This is a genomic window from Frateuria terrea, assembly GCF_900115705.1.
Classification (GTDB): domain Bacteria; phylum Pseudomonadota; class Gammaproteobacteria; order Xanthomonadales; family Rhodanobacteraceae; genus Frateuria_A; species Frateuria_A terrea.
The window spans coordinates 546,063-566,083 of record NZ_FOXL01000003.1; the positions used below are offsets into that span (position 1 = coordinate 546,063).

25 protein-coding genes are annotated in these 20,021 nt (G+C 69.3%); 18 read left to right on the plus strand and 7 right to left on the minus strand.

From position 1 onward, the window contains the following. Positions 1–5: 5 nt before the first annotated feature. The 8 genes from BMZ38_RS06280 (at position 6) to BMZ38_RS06315 (ending at position 6,479) form a co-directional block, all read left to right on the plus strand. Complete coding sequence (locus BMZ38_RS06280; protein ID WP_217638727.1) at positions 6–398, plus strand: VOC family protein; 393 nt, start codon at positions 6–8, stop codon at positions 396–398. Beyond that, positions 395–1,021, plus strand: a complete 627-nt coding sequence (locus BMZ38_RS06285) for a glutathione S-transferase family protein (protein WP_091335398.1) — start codon at positions 395–397, stop codon at positions 1,019–1,021. The genes BMZ38_RS06280 and BMZ38_RS06285 overlap by 4 nt, the downstream gene beginning before the upstream one ends. A gap of 57 nt (positions 1,022–1,078) precedes the next feature. Next, positions 1,079–1,780 carry a helix-turn-helix transcriptional regulator gene (locus tag BMZ38_RS06290; protein ID WP_091335400.1) on the plus strand — a complete coding sequence of 234 codons (702 nt, stop codon included), beginning with the start codon at positions 1,079–1,081 and terminating at the stop codon, positions 1,778–1,780. 199 nt (positions 1,781–1,979) lie between these two features. Further along, positions 1,980–3,737, plus strand: coding sequence for a DUF885 domain-containing protein (locus tag BMZ38_RS06295; RefSeq protein ID WP_091335402.1), 1,758 nt, complete (start codon positions 1,980–1,982; stop codon positions 3,735–3,737). A 92-nt stretch (positions 3,738–3,829) separates the two neighbouring features. Then, positions 3,830–4,228 (plus strand): MbcA/ParS/Xre antitoxin family protein, encoded by a 399-nt coding sequence (locus BMZ38_RS06300; protein WP_091335404.1) that lies wholly within the window; start codon positions 3,830–3,832, stop codon positions 4,226–4,228. A 96-nt stretch (positions 4,229–4,324) separates the two neighbouring features. After that, complete coding sequence (locus BMZ38_RS06305) at positions 4,325–5,011, plus strand: RES family NAD+ phosphorylase (protein WP_091335405.1); 687 nt, start codon at positions 4,325–4,327, stop codon at positions 5,009–5,011. Positions 5,012–5,059: 48 nt separating this feature from the next. Continuing rightward, positions 5,060–5,737: an SGNH/GDSL hydrolase family protein gene (locus BMZ38_RS06310; RefSeq protein WP_091335407.1), complete on the plus strand. Its 678-nt coding sequence runs from the start codon at positions 5,060–5,062 to the stop codon at positions 5,735–5,737. 424 nt (positions 5,738–6,161) lie between these two features. After that, on the plus strand, positions 6,162–6,479 hold the full coding sequence (locus tag BMZ38_RS06315; protein WP_175483690.1) for a GDSL-type esterase/lipase family protein: 318 nt from the start codon (positions 6,162–6,164) through the stop codon (positions 6,477–6,479). Positions 6,480–6,512: 33 nt separating this feature from the next. Here BMZ38_RS06315 and phhA read toward each other — a convergent pair whose 3' ends face one another. Further along, positions 6,513–7,409 (minus strand): phenylalanine 4-monooxygenase, encoded by an 897-nt coding sequence (gene phhA, locus BMZ38_RS06320; protein ID WP_091335410.1) that lies wholly within the window; start codon positions 7,407–7,409, stop codon positions 6,513–6,515. 150 nt (positions 7,410–7,559) lie between these two features. On the opposite strand from phhA, the gene BMZ38_RS06325 reads away from it, so the two are divergent. Further along, entirely contained in the window at positions 7,560–8,036 is a 477-nt protein-coding gene (locus BMZ38_RS06325) for an Lrp/AsnC family transcriptional regulator (RefSeq protein WP_091335412.1), read from the plus strand. A 60-nt stretch (positions 8,037–8,096) separates the two neighbouring features. Here BMZ38_RS06325 and BMZ38_RS17495 read toward each other — a convergent pair whose 3' ends face one another. Beyond that, on the minus strand, positions 8,097–8,252 hold the full coding sequence (locus tag BMZ38_RS17495) for a sensor histidine kinase (protein ID WP_139202390.1): 156 nt from the start codon (positions 8,250–8,252) through the stop codon (positions 8,097–8,099). A gap of 507 nt (positions 8,253–8,759) precedes the next feature. Between BMZ38_RS17495 and BMZ38_RS06335 the strand changes: the two genes are divergently transcribed. Next, positions 8,760–9,554 carry a lysophospholipid acyltransferase family protein gene (locus BMZ38_RS06335; protein WP_091335414.1) on the plus strand — a complete coding sequence of 265 codons (795 nt, stop codon included), beginning with the start codon at positions 8,760–8,762 and terminating at the stop codon, positions 9,552–9,554. Then, positions 9,551–10,555, plus strand: a complete 1,005-nt coding sequence (locus tag BMZ38_RS06340) for a YheT family hydrolase (protein WP_091335415.1) — start codon at positions 9,551–9,553, stop codon at positions 10,553–10,555. The genes BMZ38_RS06335 and BMZ38_RS06340 overlap by 4 nt, the downstream gene beginning before the upstream one ends. A 13-nt stretch (positions 10,556–10,568) precedes the next feature. On the opposite strand, the gene BMZ38_RS06345 is transcribed toward BMZ38_RS06340, so the two are convergent. Further along, positions 10,569–10,991: a VOC family protein gene (locus BMZ38_RS06345; RefSeq protein ID WP_091335419.1), complete on the minus strand. Its 423-nt coding sequence runs from the start codon at positions 10,989–10,991 to the stop codon at positions 10,569–10,571. Between the two features lie 160 nt (positions 10,992–11,151). On the opposite strand from BMZ38_RS06345, the gene BMZ38_RS06350 reads away from it, so the two are divergent. Continuing rightward, positions 11,152–11,928, plus strand: a complete 777-nt coding sequence (locus tag BMZ38_RS06350; RefSeq protein ID WP_217638728.1) for a ZIP family metal transporter — start codon at positions 11,152–11,154, stop codon at positions 11,926–11,928. 68 nt (positions 11,929–11,996) lie between these two features. On the opposite strand, the gene BMZ38_RS06355 is transcribed toward BMZ38_RS06350, so the two are convergent. Together BMZ38_RS06355 and BMZ38_RS06360 are read right to left on the minus strand one after the other, a co-directional pair. Next, a complete protein-coding gene (locus tag BMZ38_RS06355) occupies positions 11,997–12,893 on the minus strand; it encodes a manganese catalase family protein (RefSeq protein ID WP_091335429.1) in 897 nt (298 codons plus the stop codon). A 339-nt stretch (positions 12,894–13,232) separates the two neighbouring features. Further along, positions 13,233–14,705, minus strand: coding sequence for an AAA family ATPase (locus BMZ38_RS06360; protein WP_091335431.1), 1,473 nt, complete (start codon positions 14,703–14,705; stop codon positions 13,233–13,235). Positions 14,706–15,012: 307 nt separating this feature from the next. Between BMZ38_RS06360 and BMZ38_RS06365 the strand changes: the two genes are divergently transcribed. The 6 genes from BMZ38_RS06365 to BMZ38_RS06390 all read left to right on the plus strand — a co-directional run bounded on the left by BMZ38_RS06365 (position 15,013) and on the right by BMZ38_RS06390 (position 18,310). Next, on the plus strand, positions 15,013–15,633 hold the full coding sequence (locus BMZ38_RS06365) for a YbhB/YbcL family Raf kinase inhibitor-like protein (RefSeq protein WP_091335433.1): 621 nt from the start codon (positions 15,013–15,015) through the stop codon (positions 15,631–15,633). A gap of 122 nt (positions 15,634–15,755) precedes the next feature. After that, complete coding sequence (locus BMZ38_RS06370) at positions 15,756–15,911, plus strand: DUF1328 domain-containing protein (RefSeq protein ID WP_091335435.1); 156 nt, start codon at positions 15,756–15,758, stop codon at positions 15,909–15,911. Between the two features lie 35 nt (positions 15,912–15,946). Beyond that, the gene (locus BMZ38_RS06375; protein ID WP_425431862.1) at positions 15,947–16,405 is read left to right on the plus strand and encodes an ElaB/YgaM/YqjD family protein; all 459 of its coding nucleotides are present in this window, start codon (positions 15,947–15,949) and stop codon (positions 16,403–16,405) included. 23 nt (positions 16,406–16,428) lie between these two features. After that, positions 16,429–16,878, plus strand: a complete 450-nt coding sequence (locus tag BMZ38_RS06380; RefSeq protein ID WP_091335438.1) for a hypothetical protein — start codon at positions 16,429–16,431, stop codon at positions 16,876–16,878. Continuing rightward, complete coding sequence (locus tag BMZ38_RS06385; protein WP_091335440.1) at positions 16,875–17,171, plus strand: hypothetical protein; 297 nt, start codon at positions 16,875–16,877, stop codon at positions 17,169–17,171. Before BMZ38_RS06380 ends, BMZ38_RS06385 begins: the two co-directional genes overlap by 4 nt. Then, positions 17,168–18,310 carry an AI-2E family transporter gene (locus tag BMZ38_RS06390; protein WP_091335443.1) on the plus strand — a complete coding sequence of 381 codons (1,143 nt, stop codon included), beginning with the start codon at positions 17,168–17,170 and terminating at the stop codon, positions 18,308–18,310. Before BMZ38_RS06385 ends, BMZ38_RS06390 begins: the two co-directional genes overlap by 4 nt. Before the next feature lie 7 nt (positions 18,311–18,317). On the opposite strand, the gene BMZ38_RS06395 is transcribed toward BMZ38_RS06390, so the two are convergent. Next, the gene (locus tag BMZ38_RS06395; protein ID WP_091335446.1) at positions 18,318–19,226 is read right to left on the minus strand and encodes a TolB-like translocation protein; all 909 of its coding nucleotides are present in this window, start codon (positions 19,224–19,226) and stop codon (positions 18,318–18,320) included. After that, a complete protein-coding gene (locus tag BMZ38_RS06400; RefSeq protein WP_091335448.1) occupies positions 19,226–20,011 on the minus strand; it encodes a hypothetical protein in 786 nt (261 codons plus the stop codon). The genes BMZ38_RS06395 and BMZ38_RS06400 overlap by 1 nt, the downstream gene beginning before the upstream one ends. Between the last annotated feature and the right edge of the window lie 10 nt (positions 20,012–20,021).

Genomic DNA, 20,021 nt, shown 5'->3' on the forward strand with positions numbered 1-20,021 from the left:
GCGCCATGATCTTCGATCACGTGGGCCTGCCCGTCGCCGACCTGGAACAGGCGCGCCGGTTCTACGAACAGGCGTTGCAGCCGCTCGGCATCCGCGTGGTGAAAGCCTTTCCGGATGCCGTGGGCCTCGCTGCCGGCCGGGCGCGCAAGGACGAACAGGAGCTCTGGCTGAGCCGCGCCGGCCACGTGCCCACGCCGCTGCACCTGGCCTTCGCCGCGGCCGACCACGCGCAGGTCGATGCCTTCCACCGCGCGGCCCTGGCCGCCGGCGCGCGGGACAATGGCCCACCGGGCCTGCGACCGCAGTACCACGCGCATTACTACGCCGCTTTCGTGATCGGCCCGGACGGGCACAACCTCGAGGCGGTCTGCCATCTGCCGCCAGAGACCACGCCATGAAAGCACCGAAGGTGACCTTCTTCCATGCCCCGCAGTCGCGCTCGCGCGGCACGCTGGCCCTGCTGGAGGAGCTGGGCGTCGATTACGACCTGCACCTGATCGACCTGAAGGCCGGCACGCAGCGGGACCCGGCCTACCTCGCGCTCAATCCGCTGGGCAAGGTGCCGGCGGTCCGCCACGAGGGTGCCATGGTCACCGAGCAGCCCGCGGTGATGATGTATCTGGCCGACCTCTATCCGGAAAAAGGCCTGGCGCCCGCCATCGGCGATCCGCTGCGTGGGCCGTATCTGCGCTGGATGGTGTTCTACGGCTCCTGCTTCGAGCCGGCGCTGGTCGACCATTCCATGCAGCGTGAACCGGCGCCGCATGCGACCTCGCCCTACGGCACCTGGCAGGAGGTGCTGGACGCCATCGTCACCCAGCTTACGCCCGGGCCCTGGCTGCTCGGCGAGCGCTTCACCGCCGCCGACGTGCTGTGGGGAACGGCGCTCCACTGGACCACAATGTTCAAGCTGGTACCCGAGCTGCCGCCAGTGCGCGAGTACATCGACCGCGTTCGCGCGCGACCGGCGATGCAGCGGGCCGAGGCGAAGGATGCGCAGTTTCTCGCCAGCCAGGCCTGAGCGGTCGATGGCGGTGCCGCACTGGCTCGGGCACCGCGCCTCGGCGATCATGCGTGCATGCGCCGCGCCGACCGCCTGTTCCTCATCATCCACGCCCTGCGCGGCCGGCGCACGGCGTTGCAGGCGCGCTCGCTGGCCGAGACGCTGGGCGTATCGCTGCGCACGGTCTACCGCGATGTCGCCGATCTGCAGCTCTCCGGCGTGCCGATCGAGGGCGAGGCGGGCGTGGGTTATGTGCTGCGCAAGGGCGCGGACATCCCGCCGCTGATGTTTACCGCCGAGGAACTCGAATCGCTGGTGGTCGGCACGCGCTTCGTGCGCGCCTTCGCCGGCGAGCGCCTGGCCGAGGGCGCGCAGGCGGCGCTGATGAAGATCGAGGCGGTGTTGCCGCCGGAACTGCGCGAACGAGCGGCGCGCACGCGCATCTATGCGCCGGTGTGGCGCGACGAGTTTCAGCTCGCCTTCGCCGCAAGGATCGACCGCCTGCACGCGGCGATCGAATCGCAGCACGTGCTGCGGCTGGTCTATCGCGACGAGGCCGGCCTGGCCAGCACGCGCGACGTCGAGCCGTTGTGCCTGGCGTTCTGGGGCGGCAAGTGGACGCTCGGGACCTGGTGCCGCCTGCGCGGTGCATTCCGTAACTTCCGTCCCGATCGCATCGAGCAGTTCGACGAAACCGGCGAATGCTTTTCCGCCGGCGAAGGGCGCAACCTGGACGCCTATCTGGACGCCATGCGCGGTTATTACGCCGGCGTCTGATCTGCTCCTGGCGGTGCTTCGGCTGCGGTGCTGCGCACCTGAGCCCAGCACGAACGACTGAGGACCGGTCGCCGAGCGCGCACGCCGCGAGCCCGGCTCGAAGGGTCTCCAGGCTGGCACGCGCATTCGGCGCCAAAGGCATTCGCCGGCATGGCTTCTTTGCGATGATCACCGTTTTCCCCTCGCTAGGAGCCTCCCGATGAACCACTTGCTGGGCGGCCTGCTCGCCGCGGGCCTGATGCTCGCGCCGGCCGTGCATGCCAACGACACCGACGACCGCTTCCGTGCGATCTACACCCACGAGTGGGCCTGGCGTACCGGGCAGGGCGACATCAGCACCTCGGGCGAGCCGCAGCCGGACAACGGCCGGCTGGACAACGTCGACGCGGCCAGCCAGCAGCGGCGACTGGAACAATGGCAGCAGGTCCTGGCCAAGCTCGATGCAATCGACGCGGCCCGGCTCTCGCCGGCCAACCAGGTGAACTACGCCGTCTACCAGGCACAGATCGCCAACCTGCTGGCCGATCAGCGTTTCGAGACCTGGCAGATGCCGTTCAACAGCGACTCGGCCTTTTGGAGCGACATCGGCTACGAGTTGGGCGGCGATCCGCTGCGCACGGCCGACGACTACCGCCGCTACCTCGACCGGCTGGCGCAGATCCCGGCCTATTTCGACCAGCAGATCGCCAATATGCGGTTGGGCCTGAAGCGTGGCTTCAGCGTGCCGCGTGCCGTGCTGGACGGGCGTGACCTATCGATCGCCGCCGTGGCCGAAATCAAGGATCCCACTGCCAGCAGCTTCTACAAGCCGTTCGGGGCCATGCCCGATGCGATCCCCGCCGACCAGGCGCAGGCATTGCAGGGCGAGGCGCTGCGGCGCATCCGCGATGAGGTGATCCCCGCCTACGCCCGGCTGCTGACGTTCTTCCGCCAGACCTACGTGCCGCACGCGCGCACCACGCTGGCGGCCGAGGCGCTGCCGGACGGCAAGGCGTTCTACCGCCAGCAGATTCGCGAATACACCACGCTGGACCTGGACCCGGACACCATCCACCGCATCGGCCTGGAACAGGTGGCGAAGATCCACGCGCAGATGCTCCAGACGATGAAGGAGAGCGGCTTCAAGGGCGACTTCCCGGCCTTTCTCGCGTTTCTGCGCACCGACCCGCAGTTCTACGCCAGGACGCCCGACGAACTGCTGCGCCGCACCGCCTGGGTGGCCAAGCAGGTGGACGGCCAGATCAGCCGCTTCTTCGGCCACCTGCCGCGCGCGCGCTTTGCCATCGTGCCGGTACCGGAAGACATCGCGCCGTACTACACCTCCGGCCGTGGTGGTGCGGACGCGTATCAGGTCAACACCTACGACCTGCCGTCGCGCCCGCTGTTCAACATGCCGGCGCTGACCCTGCACGAATCCTATCCCGGCCACGCGCTGCAGCTGGAACTGGCGGCCGAGCAGAAGGGCCAGCCCGAGTTCCGCCGCCAGGGCTACATCTCCGCCTATGGCGAGGGCTGGGGCCTGTACGCGGAGTACCTGGGCAACGAGATGGGCATCTACCAGACGCCCTACCAGCGCTTCGGCTACCTCACCTACCAGATGTGGCGCGCCTGCCGGCTGGTGGTCGACACCGGCATCCACCACCTGGGCTGGACCCGCCAGCAGGCGATCGACTACCTCACGCAGAACACCGCGCTCTCGGCCCGCGAGATCGCCAACGAAGTGGACCGTTACATCAGTTGGCCGGGGCAGGCGCTGTCCTACGAACTGGGCTACCTGAAGATCCGCGAGCTGCGGGCCAGGGCCGCACAGGCGCTCGGCGGCAAGTTCGACCTGCGCCACTTCCACGACACCGTGTTGCAGCTGGGCTCGGTGCCGTTGCCGGTGCTGGAGAAGCGCATCGACCGCTTCATTGCCGAGGGTGGCCCGGAACCGGACTACGGCGGCGATAGCAAATGATGGAATGGCCGGCTGGAGGCCCATCTCCAGCAATTTGCGGCGACTGCATATCTGCAGTAGATTAAGTGCGAACTCCAAAAGGAGAGTCCCGCATGCTGGTCCATCCCCGCCCCGAACAGGCCCCCGCAGGCGACCTTGGCGGCCCCGCGCTGCGCTCCTTCTTCCGCCTGGCCGAGCACTGGAAACTGCGCATCGCAGAGCAGCGCCGCCTGCTCGGCGACCCGGCCGAATCGACCTTCTTCAAGTGGAAGCGCGACCAGCACGGCAATCCCGGCCGCGACGTGGTCGAGCGGATCAGCTATCTGCTGGGCATCTGGAAGTCGCTGCAGATCCTGTTTCCCGATCCGGCACAGGCCGACGCCTGGCTGCGCAAGCCCAACCAGGCCCCGCTGTTCGGCGGCCAGTCGGCGCTCGACCGCATGTTGTCGGGCAACGTCGGCGATCTCTACGTGGTACGCCAGTACCTCGACGCGCAACGCGGCTGGAACTGACCGGCGTCGCAAACGGCGACACCCGCGCTCGTCACCATGTCCGGCAGCCACCACCCGCGCGCGAGCGCGCCGGCGGCCCATGATCCCGGAACGCCGATGTCGCCCGAGCTGCCGCCCCTCAAACGCATCCGCTGGAGCCACGCCTACCGCATCGTGCCCAGCCGTTTCCCGCCGGTGGGCGTGTTCGACCGCATCGCCGATCCGGGCGAACTGGACGCGCTGTTCGCCATCGAGGCGATGACCAACCCACGCCTGCGCGAGGAGGCCGGCGCGCTGAAGCTGGTGCCGCCGGGACGACGCATCAGTGGTCCGGGCAGCACGCCGGTGATGGCCGCCTTCACCCACCTCAACCCGGAAGGCAGCCGCTTCTCCGACGGCAGCTGGGGCGTGTTCTACGCTGCACACAGCGTGGCCACGGTGGTAGAAGAAACCGCCTACCACCGCGAGCGCTTCCTCGCCGCTACTGCCGAGCCGGCCTGCGAGCTGCAGATGCGCTGCTACCGCACCAGCATCGACTGCAAGCTGCACGACCTGCGCGGCGGCTGGCCGGCCGCACATGATCCGGACGACTACGCAGCGAGCAGGGCATTGGCCCGCACGCTGCGTGAGGCCGGTTCCAACGGCATCGTCTACGACAGTGCACGGCACGCGGGCGGCGAATGCGTCGCGGCGTTCTATCCGGATGTGGTGGCGCCCTGCGTCCAGGCGCAGCACCTCATCTACCGCTGGGACGGTACGCGCATCGCGCAAGTGCTTCAGGTGAGCGAGCTCAAGCGGCCGTAGCGGGGGCGCTCGCCCCACCGTCGCCCCGCACGGTGGTAGGTTGGGCCGATGAAGACCATCTGGCTGCTGCTCACCCTCGCGTTGCTGCCATCGCTGGCGCAGGCCTGTGCGGACCGGCCCGGTCAATGGAGCACCGACATTGCCGCGTTCGCCGCGGCCGACCGCGCGCATCCGCCGCCTGCGCACCCGGTACTGTTCGTGGGCAGCTCTTCGATCCGCATGTGGGGCTCGCTGGCTGCCGACTTTCGCGGTCGCACGGTGATCAACCGCGGCTTCGGCGGCTCGCGCATCGCCGACGCCACCTACTACGCCGATCGGCTGGTGGCGCCCTACCACCCGCGCGCGATCGTGCTCTACGCCGGCGACAACGACCTGGCCGAAGGCTGCACGCCGGAACAGGTGCGCGATGCCTTCGCCGCCTTCGTGCAGCGCGCGCGGTCGCTGGATGCGCGCGTGCCGATCGCCTTCATCGCGATCAAGCCCAGCATGGCGCGCAAAAGTCTGCTGTCGCAGATCCGCCAGGCCAACGCGCTGGTGCGCGAGTACGCGCACGGCCAGAAGGGTGTCGGCTATTTGGACGTCTTGACGCCCATGCTCGGGACGAACGGCCAGCCGCAGCCGAAGTGGTTCGGCCCCGATGGCCTGCACATGAACCGCCAGGGCTATCGCCTGTGGACGGGCCTGGTACGGGCCTGGCTGCACAGGACGCTGGACGCCCCACCCTGAGGCTTTGCCCCGCAGCGCCGAAGCCGCGGCATGGGCGTCACCCACGCCGCCTTGATCGTCCATGATCTAGGGTCGGGCCACCAGCGTCCCGTGGAGACGGCATGCTTGACCAGCCCTCCCCTTCCGGCGGCGAGGCCGCCGAATTCATCGAATGGCAGACCGAGATCGCGGCGTTCGCCGCGATCGACAGGCTCGCCCCCGCTCCGGCCGGCGCAGTGCTGTTCGCCGGCAGTTCCTCCATCCGGCTGTGGCATACGCTGGCGGCGGATTTTCCCGAGCTGCCCACGATCAACCGGGGCTTCGGTGGCTCCGAAATCGCCGATAGCGCCTACTTCGCGGAGCAGTTGATCGGGCCGTACCATCCCAGGGCCATCGTGATGTACGCCGGCGGCAACGATCTTGCCGACGGCAAATCGCCCGGACAGTGCGCGACGCGTTCGGCGCATTCGTCAACCAGGCGCACCATTGGGCGGGGCGGGTGCCGATGGCCTACCTCTCCATCAAGCCCAATCTCGCACGGCGCAGGCAACTGCCGCAGATCCGCGCGGCCAACGCGCTGATCCGGGTCTGCGCGCAGGAGCGTGGCGTGGACTTCCTGGACGTCCATGCGCCGATGCTTGGCGCCGATGGCGAGGCGGACCCGCGCTGGTTCGACGTCGACGGGCTGCACCTCAATGCCGAGGGTTACGCGCTATGGACCGGCGTGGTACGCGACTGGCTGGCGCGGCGCGGCTTGCTCTGAAAGCAGAGCGGCCAGTCCAACGCGCGAACGTTGTCAGGCATCACCCATGCTGGCGAAGCCCTCATGGCTGCCATAATGGAAGACGCGATCGGTCGCTTCCTGCACATCGGCGGCGGCATGCGCGGTGCTCTGGCGCAGGCGCGCGTAGATCGGAGTGAAGTCCGGCGTGGTGGCCTCGAACAGCTGCTCGAAGCTGTCGATCACGAAATAGGTCTGCTGGTAGGTATCGATGCGGTAGCGCGTGTTCATCACGCGCTCGAGGTCGAAACCGATCCGGTTGGGCGCGTCCGAATCCAGGCTGTAGATCGACTCGCCCTTGGAGCTGACGATGCCGGCGCCGTAGATGCGCAGCCCTTCGGGCGTATCGATCAGGCCGAACTCCACCGTGTACCAGTACAGGCGGGTGAGGTTCATCAGCGCCTCGGGGCCGATCGCGTGCGCCTTCATGCCGCCGCGGCCGTAGGCCTGCATGTAGTCGGCGAAGACCGGGTTGAGCAGCAGCGGCACGTGGCCGAACAGGTCGTGGAACAGATCCGGCTCGGACAGGTAATCGAGCTGCTCCGGCTTGCGGATCCACCAGCTCACCGGGAAGCGGCGATGGGCCAGGTGGTCGAAAAACACCTCGTCGGGCAGCAGGCCTTCGACCGCCACCAGCTCCCAGCCGGTCGCCTTGCCCAGCACCTGGTTCAGGTCGGAAAACTTCGGAATGCCGCCGTCGCCCAGGCCAAACTTGGCCACGCCGTCAAGGAATTCCTGGCAGGCGCGCCCCGGCAGCATCTCGCACTGGCGCGCGAACAGCGTGTCCCACACCTCGTGGTCGGTACGGGTGTAGCTCGACCAGGGCTGCTCGACCACGCCAGTGGCGTAGACCGGCACGTAGCCGCGGTCGGTCTGCTGGTGTTCGATCTTGCGCGGCGTGGCGGTCTGCATGGCGGCTCCGTGGCGGAGTGGTGGCGCGACGCGCCTTCACGTCTCAAGAATACGCCGTCCATCCCGCACGAAGGTTGCGTTTGTTGTGAATCACCCGTGAGGCGGCGCAGTATTCTTGCGCAGGACGCACGAACCGCGGAGCAAGCTGCCATGCCCAAGCTCGATCGCACCGACCTGCGCCTGCTCGCCGTGCTCCAGGGCGAGGGGCGCATCACCAACGCCGAGCTGGCCGAGCGGGTCAGCCTGTCGCCCTCGGCCTGCCTGCGGCGGCTGCAGCGGCTGGAGGCCGAGGGCGTGCTGACCGGTTACGCAGCGCAGGTCGACCCGCAGGCGGTGGGGCTGGGATTGCAGGCGTTCGTGCGCGTGCAGTTGGCGCGGCACGAGGCCGGCGCGATCGAGCGCTTCGTGGAAAAGGTCAACGGCTGGGAGGAGGTGGTCGCCTGCCATGCGCTGACCGGCGACATGGACTACCTGCTGCACGTGTACGTGGCGGACCTGCCGCACTTCTCGCGTTTCCTGCTCGACCGGCTGCTCAATGACGCCGGGGTGGCCGACGCCAATTCGAGCTTCGTGCTGCGCACCGTCAAGCGTTCGCCGTCGTTGCCGCTGGGGCAGCTGGAGGGCTGATCGGGCGGATGCGCTGGAGCCCGGGCGAAGCAACGGCGGCGACCGCGGGACCGCAGCTGCTCAGACCGGCTGTGGCGCGGTCTGCGGCAGCGGCATGTCGATCTCGCACACGACGCCATCGCTGGCGTAGTCCAGCCGCACCCGGCCATCCAGTTCATGCGCCAGGCCACGCTCGATCAGACGCGAGCCGAAACCCCGGCGTGGAGGCGGCTGCACCGGCGGGCCGCCGCGCTCGTGCCAGGCGAGCCGCAACCGGCCGGCGTCGATGGTCCAGGCCAGCTGGACCTGGCGGTGGTCGTTGGCGGCCAGGCTGGCCCAGCGCCCGGGGGTGCTTGCCGCCGGGGATCGGACTCCAGGCGTCGTTGTAGAGCAGCGCCAGTTCCTCGCCCCAGTACAGCGCGATCGGAAAGCGCGAGTTGAGCATGATGTTGGTGGCCGACCGCAGCGCCTCCGGCCAGCCGGCGACCGGCCCCAGCGGCGTGGCGGACCAGTCCAGCGCGCGCATGCGCTCACCCATGCCACCGCCGCCGGACAGGAACGTGGGCTGGCTGGGATGCGGTTCCGCGGGCGGGTTTCCCGGCATGGGCATGGGTCCTGCGAGGAGAGGGCCCGACACGGCCGTCGCCGACGGCCGCGAAGGCGAAAGGCCCGGTGATACATACCGGTCGGCACAGCCCGTGTGCACGCCTTGCAGGGCCCCGCAGACGCTAAACTACCCAGCTCATGGATACCGCCCCCACCCCCGAACGCGATCCCTGGCGACCCTTGCGCTACCTTTGGCGGGTACCGCTGCTGCTGTTGCACATCGTGCTCGGCATCCTGCTGTGTTCGCTGGTCCTGAGCTGGAACAGGCACCGCGTGATGGTCGATGGCCGCGAGCCATTCGTGCACCGCATGATCCGCTGGTGGTCGACCGTCTTGATGCGCATCTTCGGCCTGCGCTCGGTGCGCGTCGGCACGCCGTTGCCCGACCCGGTGCTGTTCGTCGCCAACCACACCTCCTGGATTGACATCGAACTGTTGCACAGCCAGCGCGCCGCCTGCTTCGTGGCCAAGGCCGAAATCGCGCGCTGGCCGCTGGTCGGCTGGATGGCCGCCACCGGCGGCACGATCTTCCATCGGCGCGGCAGCAACCATTCGCTGGCGGCGGTGATGCAGGCGATGGTCGAGCGGCTGCGCGGCGGCCGCTCGGTGGCGGTGTTCCCCGAGGGCGGCACCGGCCACAACGGCGTGCTCAAGGTGTTCCACGCGCGCATCTTCCAGGCCGCGCTGGACGCGCGGGTGCCGGTGCAGCCGGTGGCGCTGCGCTTCGCGCGCAACGGCAAGCGGGTGGTCGACGCCGGCTTCCGTGAAGGCGAGAACTTCATGGGCAACCTGCTGCGCATGCTCGGCGAGGCGCCGCTGGATGCCGAGGTGCATTTCCTCGCGCCGGTGCCGGCGATGCCCGACGCGCGCCGGCGCATGGCCGACCTCTCGCGCGAGCGCATCGGCGCCGCCCTGGAAGACGCCCACGCATGAGCGAACTGCCGCGCGGAAAGGATTTCCGTCCCCCCTGGCCGCTGACCAGCGGCCATGTGCAGACCATGCTTTCCTCCAGCGGCGTGCGCCGTTTGCTGTTGCCCAAAAGCGCGCGCGAAGTGGCGGACCATGCCGAGGACGTAGTGGTCGACGGCGGCAACGGCGTGCGCCTGACCGGCGCCTTCACCGCACAGCGGACCGGCCGTGCGTCACGCGGCCTGGCCGTGCTGTTCCATGGCTGGGAGGGCAGCGTCGATTCGACCTACGTGCTGCAGACCGGCAGCCGCCTGCTGCGCGATGGGTGGGACGTTTTCCGGCTCAATTTCCGCGACCACGGCGCCAGCCACCACTTGAACGAAGCGCTGTTCCATTCCTGCCGCATCGACGAAGTCGTGCATGCGCTGGGCGACATCGTGCGGCGCTGGCCGCGACCGGTGACCGTACTGGCCGGCTTCTCGCTCGGCGGCAACTTCGCGCTACGTGCCGCACTGCGCGCGCCGGCGGAGTCCATTCCGCTGGACTATGCGCTGGCGGTGTGCCCGATCATCGACCCAAGCGAAGGGCTGTTCTCGCTCGAGCAGAGCGCGCCGTGGTTCTACCAGGCCTACTTCATGCGCAAGTGGCGCCAGTCGCTGAAGGCCAAGCAGCAGGCATTTCCGCACCGGCAGTACTTCGAACTGGCCGAGCTGAAGCAGAGCCTGCGCGGGCTGACCGAGGCGCTGGTGCTGCGGCACACCGACTTCGGTTCGCTGGAGGCCTATCTGGACGGCTATTCGGTGGCGCGCGATGCGCTTGCCGGCATGGCCATCCCCGCCACCATCCTGACCGCGCGCGACGATCCGGTGATCCCGGTGGGCGCCTTCGAGCAACTCGAGCTGCCGCCCAGCGTCGAGCTGGACATCGCCGAATACGGCGGGCACTGCGGCTTCATACGCGGTGCGGACATGACCAGTTTCACCGACGAATACATCGCCGCGCGCTTCAACTCGATCCGCGCCTGATCGTCCAGGCGAGCTACTTCGCGAACAGCCTGGCCGGATCGGCGAACGCCTTGAACTCCAGCGCGTTGCCGCAGGGATCGAGCAGGAACATGGTCGCCTGCTCGCCTGGCTGGCCCTGGAAGCGGACGTGCGGCTCGATGACGAAGCGCGTGCCCGCCGAGCGCAGGCGCGCGGCCAGTGCCTCCCATTCGGGCATCGGCAGCACCAGGCCGAAATGACGCACCGGCACGGCGTCGCCGTCCACGTCATGGGCGCTGGCCGGGCGGGCTTGCTCCGGTGCCAGGTGGGCCACGATCTGGTGGCCATGGAAATCGAAGTCGACCCAGTCCTCGCTGGAGCGTCCCTCGGGGCAGCCGAGCAGGCCGCCGTAGAACGCGCGCGCGCTGGCCAGCGAGGTGACCGGGAAGGCGAGGTGGAAGGGCGGCGGCGTGCTCATGCAGGTCTCTGAAGATGGAGCGGCTGTCCAGCATGGGTGGCCCGGCGCGGAGGGTCAACGGCGTTCACGCCACCGGCGCCGGCGGGGCGCCATGCTGTCGGCCCGACCAGGCGCAGGACCGCATGCCCGCCACGCCCCCAGCCACGCGCAGGACCCGTCGATGGCGCTGACGCCGGTCCTTGCCGCGTTCCTGGGCGGCTGCGCGGGAGCCGCTGCCACTGCGCTGGGCACCCTGCCGGCGCTGTTCGCGCGCAACATCGACCAGCGCACGCAGGACACCATGTTCGGCTTCGGCGCCGGCGTCATGCTGGCGGCCAGCGCGTTCTCGCTGGCGCTGCCTGGCATCCACGAGGCGCAGCGCCAGGGGCAGGGGCCGTGGGCGGCCGGTGCATGGGTCGGTGTGGCGATCCTGTTCGGGGCTGGCGCGCTGGTGCTGCTCGAACGCGTGCTGCCGCACGAGCACTTCATCAAGGGACCCGAAGGGCACTCCTCGCTGCGGCTCAAGCGGGCCTGGCTGTTCGTGTTTGCCATCTGCCTGCACAACCTGCCCGAAGGCCTCGCGACCGGCGTCGGCTTCGGGCCCGGCCTGGCGCACGGTATCGCGCTGGCCACCGGCATTGCGATCCAGGATCTGCCGGAAGGGCTGGTGGTGGCGATCGCGCTGATGGCGGCCGGCTACGGGCGGCGCTGGGCGGTGTCGGTGGGCATGGCGTCCGGCCTGATCGAGCCGGTCGGCGCGCTGGTCGGGGCCGGGGTGGTGATCGACTATCCGATGCTGCTGCCCGTCGGCCTCGGCTTTGCCGCCGGCGCCATGCTGTTCGTGGTCAGCCACGAGATCATCCCGGAGTCGCACCGGCAGGGGCACGAGCATTTTGCCACCGGTGGGCTGATGGTCGGCTTCGTGCTGATGATGATGCTGGACACCGCGTTCAGCTGACGCCCGCCCGTCGGACTCAACCCACCGGGTTCGTCGCGAACCCGGCGGTTGAAGTCCACGGTCTCGGTCTAGTGGCGGGTGCCCTCCGTCTGGCCGCCCGTGCGGCCCAGCTCGGCCCCGGTCTCCGGGTTGATCGAGGGATTGGAGCGCGTGCGCTCGGCCATCTGCATCAGCACCGCGCGCTGCCGGTCGTCCATCGAAACTTCCGGCATGCCGCTGCCACCGCCCATCGCCAGCATCTGCTCACGGTCGCTGACGAACTGGAAATTCTCGTCGCTGTTCCACGGGCCGCGCATGTCGCCCTCGCCCTGCGAGGTGTTGACGTACATGTTGGCGAACTCCGGCTTGCCCGGCAGCTTGCCCGGCGGGAAGTTCGGCTGGATTGCGTACAGCGCCTTCTCGAACGATTGCTGGTGGGCGATCTCGCGCGTCATCAGGAAGCCCAGCGCGTCGCGCACGCCGGCGTCGGCGGTGAGGTTGATCAGACGTTCGTAGATGATCTTGGCGCGGGCCTCGGCGGCGATGTTCGAGCGCAGGTCGGCGGTCGGCTCGCCGATCGAGTCGACGTAGCCGGCCGTCCACAGCTGGCCGCCGGAGTTAGTCAGCGCCGGACCGCCGCCATAGAGCACCTGGGTCACGTGCGAATCGTTGCCGGCGCCCTGCAGTTCGCGGAACGCCTGCGCCTGCTCCTCGGCGCCTTCGGCGAGCTTGCCCTTGGCGCCCTTGTTGAGCATGCCGACGATGGTGCCGATCACCTCCAGGTGGCTGAGCTCCTCGGTGGCGATGTCCAGCAGCATGTCCTTGCGGCCGGCATCGTCCTCGGCCAGCGCCTGGGTGAAGTAGCGCATCGCCGCGGCGAGCTCGCCCTGTGGGCCACCGAACTGTTCGAGCATGAGGTTGGCGAGCGCCGGATTGCATTCGGAAACTCGCACCGTGTACTGCAGGCGTTTGTTGTGAGCGAACATGGTTGGTTCCTTGTGTCGTCTTCGGGGAGGGAGACGACCGGCAGGGAGCACCGGCCGCGAGTTTCCCGAAGGCGGCAAGATCCATGCCCCTGCTGGCGGCGCGGTTTGTGCGGGTCGCGCCATGACCGCAGACGCAAGATTTGCGCTTTCGCTGAAACATTTGCAGTGCGCAGGCCGCTTTGCTCCTTCTTCCCTTTGGGAGATTGGGAGACGGCCGGGATGATGGGCCGGGGCTCGCGGAAAAAGCGGTTCGGAGCCGCGCTTCTGTAGCCGCCCCGTCGCTGGAGCTGGCCCTCGCCCCAATCCTCTCCCCGGAGGGAGAGGGAGCGAGGCGCGCGATCAGTCGGCCGGCACGCAGCGCTCGCGCGCCCAGTCGCGCAGCGCCTGCACCGGCTCGCGCATCAGCACCGACAGCGGCCGGGTCTGCTCCAGCGCCCGGCACAGCGCGGCCTGGTCCGGTGGCGTGCCGCTGCCGGGAACGTCGTACAGCGCACTGACGATGGCCTGCTCGATCTCGGCACCGGAGAAGCCGTCGCTGGCCACGGCAAGGGGAGCCAGGTCGAAGGTCGCCGGGTCGAGCTTGCGGCGCTTCAGGTGCAACTCGAACACCGCCGCGCGCGCCGCCGCGGAGGGCAGGTCGACGAAGAAGATCTCGTCGAAGCGTCCCTTACGCAGCAGCTCGGCCGGTAGCTGGTCGACCGCATTGGCGGTGGCGACCACGAACACCTTGGACTTGCGTTCGGCCATCCAGGTGAGCAGGTAACCGAGCACGCGGCGCGACACGCCACCGTCCTCGCCGCCGCCGCTGGCCAGGCCCTTTTCGATCTCGTCGATCCACAGCACGCAGGGACTGAGCAGTTCGATACTGGCCAGCGCCTCGCGCAGATTTTTCTCGGTCTCGCCCTGGTACTTGTCGTACAGCGTGCCGAAATCCAGCCGCACCAGCGGGACGCCAAAGCCGCCGGCGGTGGCCTTGGCCGCCAGGCTCTTGCCGCAGCCCTGCACGCCCAGCAACAGCACACCCCTGGGCGGATCGAGCGCCGGCTGCGGCTCGAGGAACACCGCGCGCCGCCGCTGCACCCAGGCATTGAGCCGCGCCACCCCGGCCACGTCGGCGAAGCTCGCGGTCGCGTACTCGTAGTGCAGCAGGCCGGAGCGGTTGAGCAGGTCGAACTTCGCGCGCATCAGCTCGGGCAGGTCGTTCTCGCCCAGCGCGCCATCGTTGTAGATCAGCTTGCGTACGATCCGCCGCGCATCCGGCGCCGACAGCCCGACCAGGTTGCGCACCAGCGTGCGCGCCGCCTCGCCGTCGACTTCCAGACGGCGGCCCTGTTCGCGCTGCCACGCGGCCGCCTCGCCGCGCAGGATGCCGGCCAGTTCCTTCAGGTCCGGCAGCGCCAGCGGCACGCGCATGGCGAGCGCTTCCAGTTCCTCAGGCAACTCGATCCTCGCGCCGACCAGCACGATCGTGTGCGCGGCGCTTTTCTGCCGCTGCACGATCTCGCGCAACTGGCGCAGGCTCATCGCATAGCGCAGGAACGGATGGAAATCGAACAGCAGGTAGACGCCGCGCTCGTCCGCGGCGCGGATGGCGTCCAGCGTGGCGCTGGCGTCCGGGGCGACCGGATCGCCGGACTGGGCGAAATCCAGCCGTGCCAGGCCATCGGTGAGTGTCCAGCGCCACAGCGGCCGCAGCGATTGCGCGATCACGTGGCGGAAGCACTCGATCACGCGCTGCTCATCCACGGTTTCGATCACCAGCAACGGCGTGGTCGCGCGGACCAGGGTGGCCAGGTCGTCCAGTTCGCTCATGCGTCCCCCTCGTGAGGCGCGTACGGTAGCAGGAGCGGCCTCGTCCTTTCCGGCTTCACGGCTTTGGCGCTACGCTGGCGATTGCGCCGCAAGGAGCGCCGTCATGCGCCTGCTGTTCGTGCTGCTGCTGGCTCCGTCCACCGCGCCCGCCCGGGCCGCGTCGACAGGCTGACCCTGCCCAAGGGTTTCCACATCTCCGTGCAAAAAAATCACGCGCTCGCGAGGCAGCGTTGCCGCAGCGGCCCCTCACTCCAATCCCCTCCCCTTAAGGGGAGAGGGAGCTTCAATTCGATCAGAGGAGAGTCCCATGCAACTGCGCAGCAACGACTTTGAAGAAGGCAAGCCGATCCCACGCGAATGCGCCTTCGGCCAGCCGGGCGACCCGGTCGCCTTGTCCGACAACCGCAACCCGCACCTGGCCTGGCGCGACGCGCCGCCGGGCACACGCTCGTTCGTGCTCACCTGCATCGATGGCGATGCGCCCAGCCGCGGCGACGACGTCAACCAGCCGGGGCGCACCGTCAGCGCCGACCTCCCGCGCACCGACTTCGTGCACTGGCTGATGGCCGGCATCCCGGCCGACTGCGGCGAGCTTGGCAACGGCTCGTGCAGCGACGGCATCACGCCGCATGGCAAGCGAGCGCCGACCGGTCCGGCCGGCAGCCACCAGGGCGAGAACGACTACAGCGGCTGGTTCGCCTCCGATCCGCAGATGGCCGGCACCTATCTCGGCTACGACGGGCCCTGCCCGCCCTGGAACGACGCACGCGTGCATCGCTACCGCTTCGAACTGCATGCACTGGACGTCCCGAGCCTGGGCCTGTCAACCGGCTTCGGCCTCGACCAGCTGCGCGCGGCGATGGATGGCCACGTGCTGGCGAGCGCTGCGCTGACCGGCACCTATGCGATCAACCCGGATGCGAAGTGAACGGGAGGGCGCACTGGCACGCGCCTCTTCACGTGCAGATGGCAGCCCCTGTGGATGAATGACTCGCGTCTGGCCGTGCAGGCCGGCCCGGGGGATCGTCAACTACCCATGAGGAAGCCGTCATGCTGCATTACGCCATTGTCTTTTTGGTCATCGCCATCATCGCTGCCATCCTCGGGTTCGGCGGCATCGCTGGTGCCGCCGCCGGCATTGCGAAAATCCTGTTCGTCATTTTCCTGATCCTTGCGATCATCGCCTTCTTCCGCCGCGCCAGTTGAGCGGCATCGTTGTCACCTCCACCGGGAGCGAAGCCATGACCAACCCGATCCACAGCTCATCGACCCCGCGCGACTCCGGCCTGAACCCGCCCGTGCCCAATCCGGCCATGGCCGATCAGCACATGACCGACTCGCTGGAGACGGACACGGGCACCTCGTCGAAGGCGCACACCCGCATCGACCAGGGCGCCGACCGGGTCAAGCAGGCCACCTCCGATGCGGTGGCGCGCACCAAGCAGGCGGTCAACAGCACGGCCGACAAGGTCGAGGCGGGCGTGTACCGTGCCACCGAACGCACCGCCGACGTCGCGCATCGCGCGAACGACAAGGCGGCGGAGCTGGCCGACCGCAGCCGCGAACTGCGCGACGAGACGATGGACAAGGCCGAAGCCTGGATGGCGCAGGCGCGCGAATACGTGCGCGAGAAGCCGATGCAGTCGATCGCCATCGCGGCGGGCGCCGGCTGGTTGCTGGGCCGTATCCTTCGCCGCTGACCCTTCATCGACGAGTGCCAGGGATGCCTGAGGCCGACCAAGTCAGTACCGACGGCACCGCCGACGCAGCGCCGTCCCCGGGCGTGCTCGATGAGCTCGGCCGGCTCGGCCATGGCGTCAAGGACCTGTTCGGCGCGCAGCTGGAGCTGCTCTCCGCCGAAGTGGGCCTGGCGCGCAGCGCGCTCTCGTGGATGCTGCTGGCGGGCCTGGCCGCCACCGTGGCCGGCGTCGGCCTTGGCCTGACCCTGCTGGCGCTGGTGGGCGTGCTGCTGGCCAAGTGGTTCGCCTCCTGGGTGTGGGCGCTGGTCGCGCTGGCCGTGCTGCAGCTGCTGTTCATGCTGGCCGCCATCGTGTTCTTCCGCCGCTGCATGCACTGGATGAGCCTGCCCGCCACGCGCAACGAGTGGGGTGCGATGATGCGCGACACCAAGGCGCGAGCCCGGCGGCGGGCGGAAGGGGAGAATGCGGCATGAGCATGTTCGGCGAGCACGCGCGGGTCCGCGCCGCGCAACAGCGGATGCATGACGCCCGCAGGGCGGTGGCGATACCCGCTTCGGCCCTGCTCGCGCGGGGCGAACGTCATCCTTGGGTGATCCTGGGCGTGGCCGCCGGCGCCGGCTTCGTGATGGGACGCACGAAGATGCATCCGCTGAGGTTGCCCGGCATGGGCAGCCTGGTCGGGGCGCTGGTGAGCGAGGCGACCACCATCGGCGCCAGCTTCCTGGCCGCGCACGCGGCCAACCCTTCGGCCGTCGAGGACGCATGAACCGACCCGACCCCGACGCCACGCCGGCCGCGGTCGACGTGGCGCCGGCGACCGTGCCGCCGCGGGTCGCCGGCTCGCAGCAGCTGCGGCTCGCGCGCAACCTCCGCCGGCACCTGCTCGCCGTGCGCGTGGTACTCAACGCATTGCTGGTGCTGGCGTTGCTCTACACCGTCACCATCGCGCGCGTGCTGCTGATCCCACTGGTGCTGGCCGCGTTCATCGGGCTTGCGCTCAACCCCCTCGTGGCGACGGGCGCGCGCCACCGCGTGCCGCGCTGGCTTACCGCCAGCGTGCTGGTGGTCGCGCTGCTGGCCGGTCTGGGCGCCGGCGTCGGTGCGCTGGCGCAGCCGGCGTTGGGCTGGTTCCACGGTGCCCCGGCGGCGATCAAGAGCTTCGTACCGAAGTTGCGCAGCGTCACCAAGCCGCTGGAGGCGGCCAACCGCGCGACCCAGAGCCTGGTCGGCGGCCCGGTGCGTGCGCAGCCGCCGCATCCGACCGCGGTGGCGATCTCCGCCTGGGACGTGGTGTCCACCGCGCCGAAGGTGCTCGCCGCGGTGCTGACCGTGGTGCTGCTGGTGTTCTTCTTCCTGATCTACGGCGACTCGCTGCTGCGACGGCTGGTCGAAATCTCGCCCGGCTTCGCCTACAAGCGGCACGCGGTGGAGATCGTGCGCAGCATCCAGGTCGAGGTCTCGCGCTACCTGCTCACCGCGTTGGCGATCAACGCGACCCTGGGTGCGCTGACCACGCTGATGCTGTGGCTCTACCACATGCCCGACCCGCTGCTGTGGGGCGTGGTGGCGATGACCGCCAACTTCATTCCCTACGTCGGCGCGATCACCACCACCATCGTGCTGGCGCTGGTCGGCATGATCCACTCGCACGACCTGGGCAACGCGCTGCTGCCGGCGCTCACCTTCGCCGGCATGACCGGCATCGAGGGCAACCTGATCACGCCGATGATCCAGGGACATCGCATGCGCCTGTCGCCGATCGCCATCCTGATCTGGTTGCTGGTGTGGGGGTGGCTGTGGGGCATCCCCGGCGCGCTGCTGGCGGTGCCGATGCTCACCAGCGCCAAGCTGATCACCGAGCGCGTGCGCGGCTGGGGCTGGTTCGCGGTGATGGTGCAGCGCTGAAGCCGCATCAACGCGGCTTCGCTCCGGCGTGCCGGCGCAGCCATGGCTCCAGCGAGAACTGCGCGATACCCGATTGGCCCGTGACGTACACGGTGTGCCCGTCCGGTGCGAGATGGGCGCCCCAGGGCAGGTCCCGGTTGATCGCATCGCCCAGGTCGACCGGTCGACTCCAGCGGTCACCTTCGCGGAAGGCGACGCACAGGCGCCCGAGGCCGCCCTTCACCTTGCCGTAGTCGAACACGATGAAGGACTCGTCCGGCGCCACCGCGGGGTCGTGCGTGGACACGTCCGGGTCGCCGAGCCCGGCGCGCTCGGGCGCGAGGTACTTGCCATCGCGGTAGCGCGACCGCCAGGTATGCATGACCCGGGCCTTGGGATCGAAACGCATGAAGTACAGCGTGCCGTCGGCGGTGACGCTGGCGAAATCGATGAATACGTCGCCGTTGATCACCGGCCCGAGCCACACCGGCTTGCCCCAGCCGTTGCCTTCGCGGTCGACCCGCCACAGGTTGGATCCGGGCGCGCGGCCGCCGACGAAGTAGTCCTGCACCAGCGGCTGCCCGCCCGGCCGCACCGGGCGGTCGGAATTGAACAGCAGGTAGCTGCCGTCCGGTGCCACCAGTGGATCCTGGTCGAACCAGCGGCCGGAAAAGCCCGCGACCTGCGGCGGCGTCCAGTGGCCGCCGATCCGGTGCGACAGCATGATGGTCTTGTGCGTGCCCTCGCTGCGATCGAAGAACACGGTGCCGCCATCGGGCGTGAAGGCCAGCGTGTCATCGCTGTCGGCATGGAGGATGCCCTCCAGCGTGACCGGCTGTGGCGCGGCGCCAACCGGCTCACCGGCCCGCGCGGTCACGGCGCCTAGAAGCAGCGCGGCCGCCAGGCAGAAGCGGCGGGTACGGATCGTGGCGCGCATCAGGGTCCGGCCTCGCTGGGCGTGGCATTGAGCAGGATGTACTGACGCTCGATGCCTTCGACGCGGCCGAGCTGTGCGGACGTCAGCGTGACTGGCCGCACGCTCATCAATTCGTCGCTGAGTACGATGCCGTCGCGGAAGGTCGTGCGCCCATGCCAGTGCGCGCGGCCGGGCACCCGGGTCATCGGGTACGAGTGGCCGCCGCGGGTCAGCGTGACTTGCGGCGCATCGCCCAGCCAGACGCCGTTGCCGCTGCCTTCGCGCTCCACGGACACGGTATGGCTGGCTGGGTCGAACGCGACCACGGTCACCGTCTGCCGTCCGGCCGGGCCCAGCTCCCACGGCACCCCGATGTCCACCGTCCAGCGCTGGCCCACTCGCAGCGTGGCCGGCGCCCGGCCCCACAAAAGCGGGTTGTAGGCCAGTCCGCTGGCATCGGTGTTGGGCATGCACCTGCCGTCGTAGCAGTTGGTGGCGCCGCCCTCGGGCCATGCCACGGTGCCCTCGCCGGCGGGCCGGCCGTCATAGTGGTAGTCGATGCGCAGCCGCGGTGGCCTGGCGGCGGCATCGACCACGCGATAGGTGGCGGTGCCGCTGACGCGGCGCACGGCATCGTCGAAACCCGGCGCCTGGAGGGCGACGGTGCGCGAGAAGACGTTGCCGAAGCTGTCGCCCGCATGCAGCGATGGCGTCAATGCAGGGGCGGTGGCCGAAGGCCTGGCGCCGCCGGTGGCGGGCAGCGACAGCAGGGCCAGCAGCGCGGGAAGGAATCGGGTGTGGGTCATGGGAGCTCCG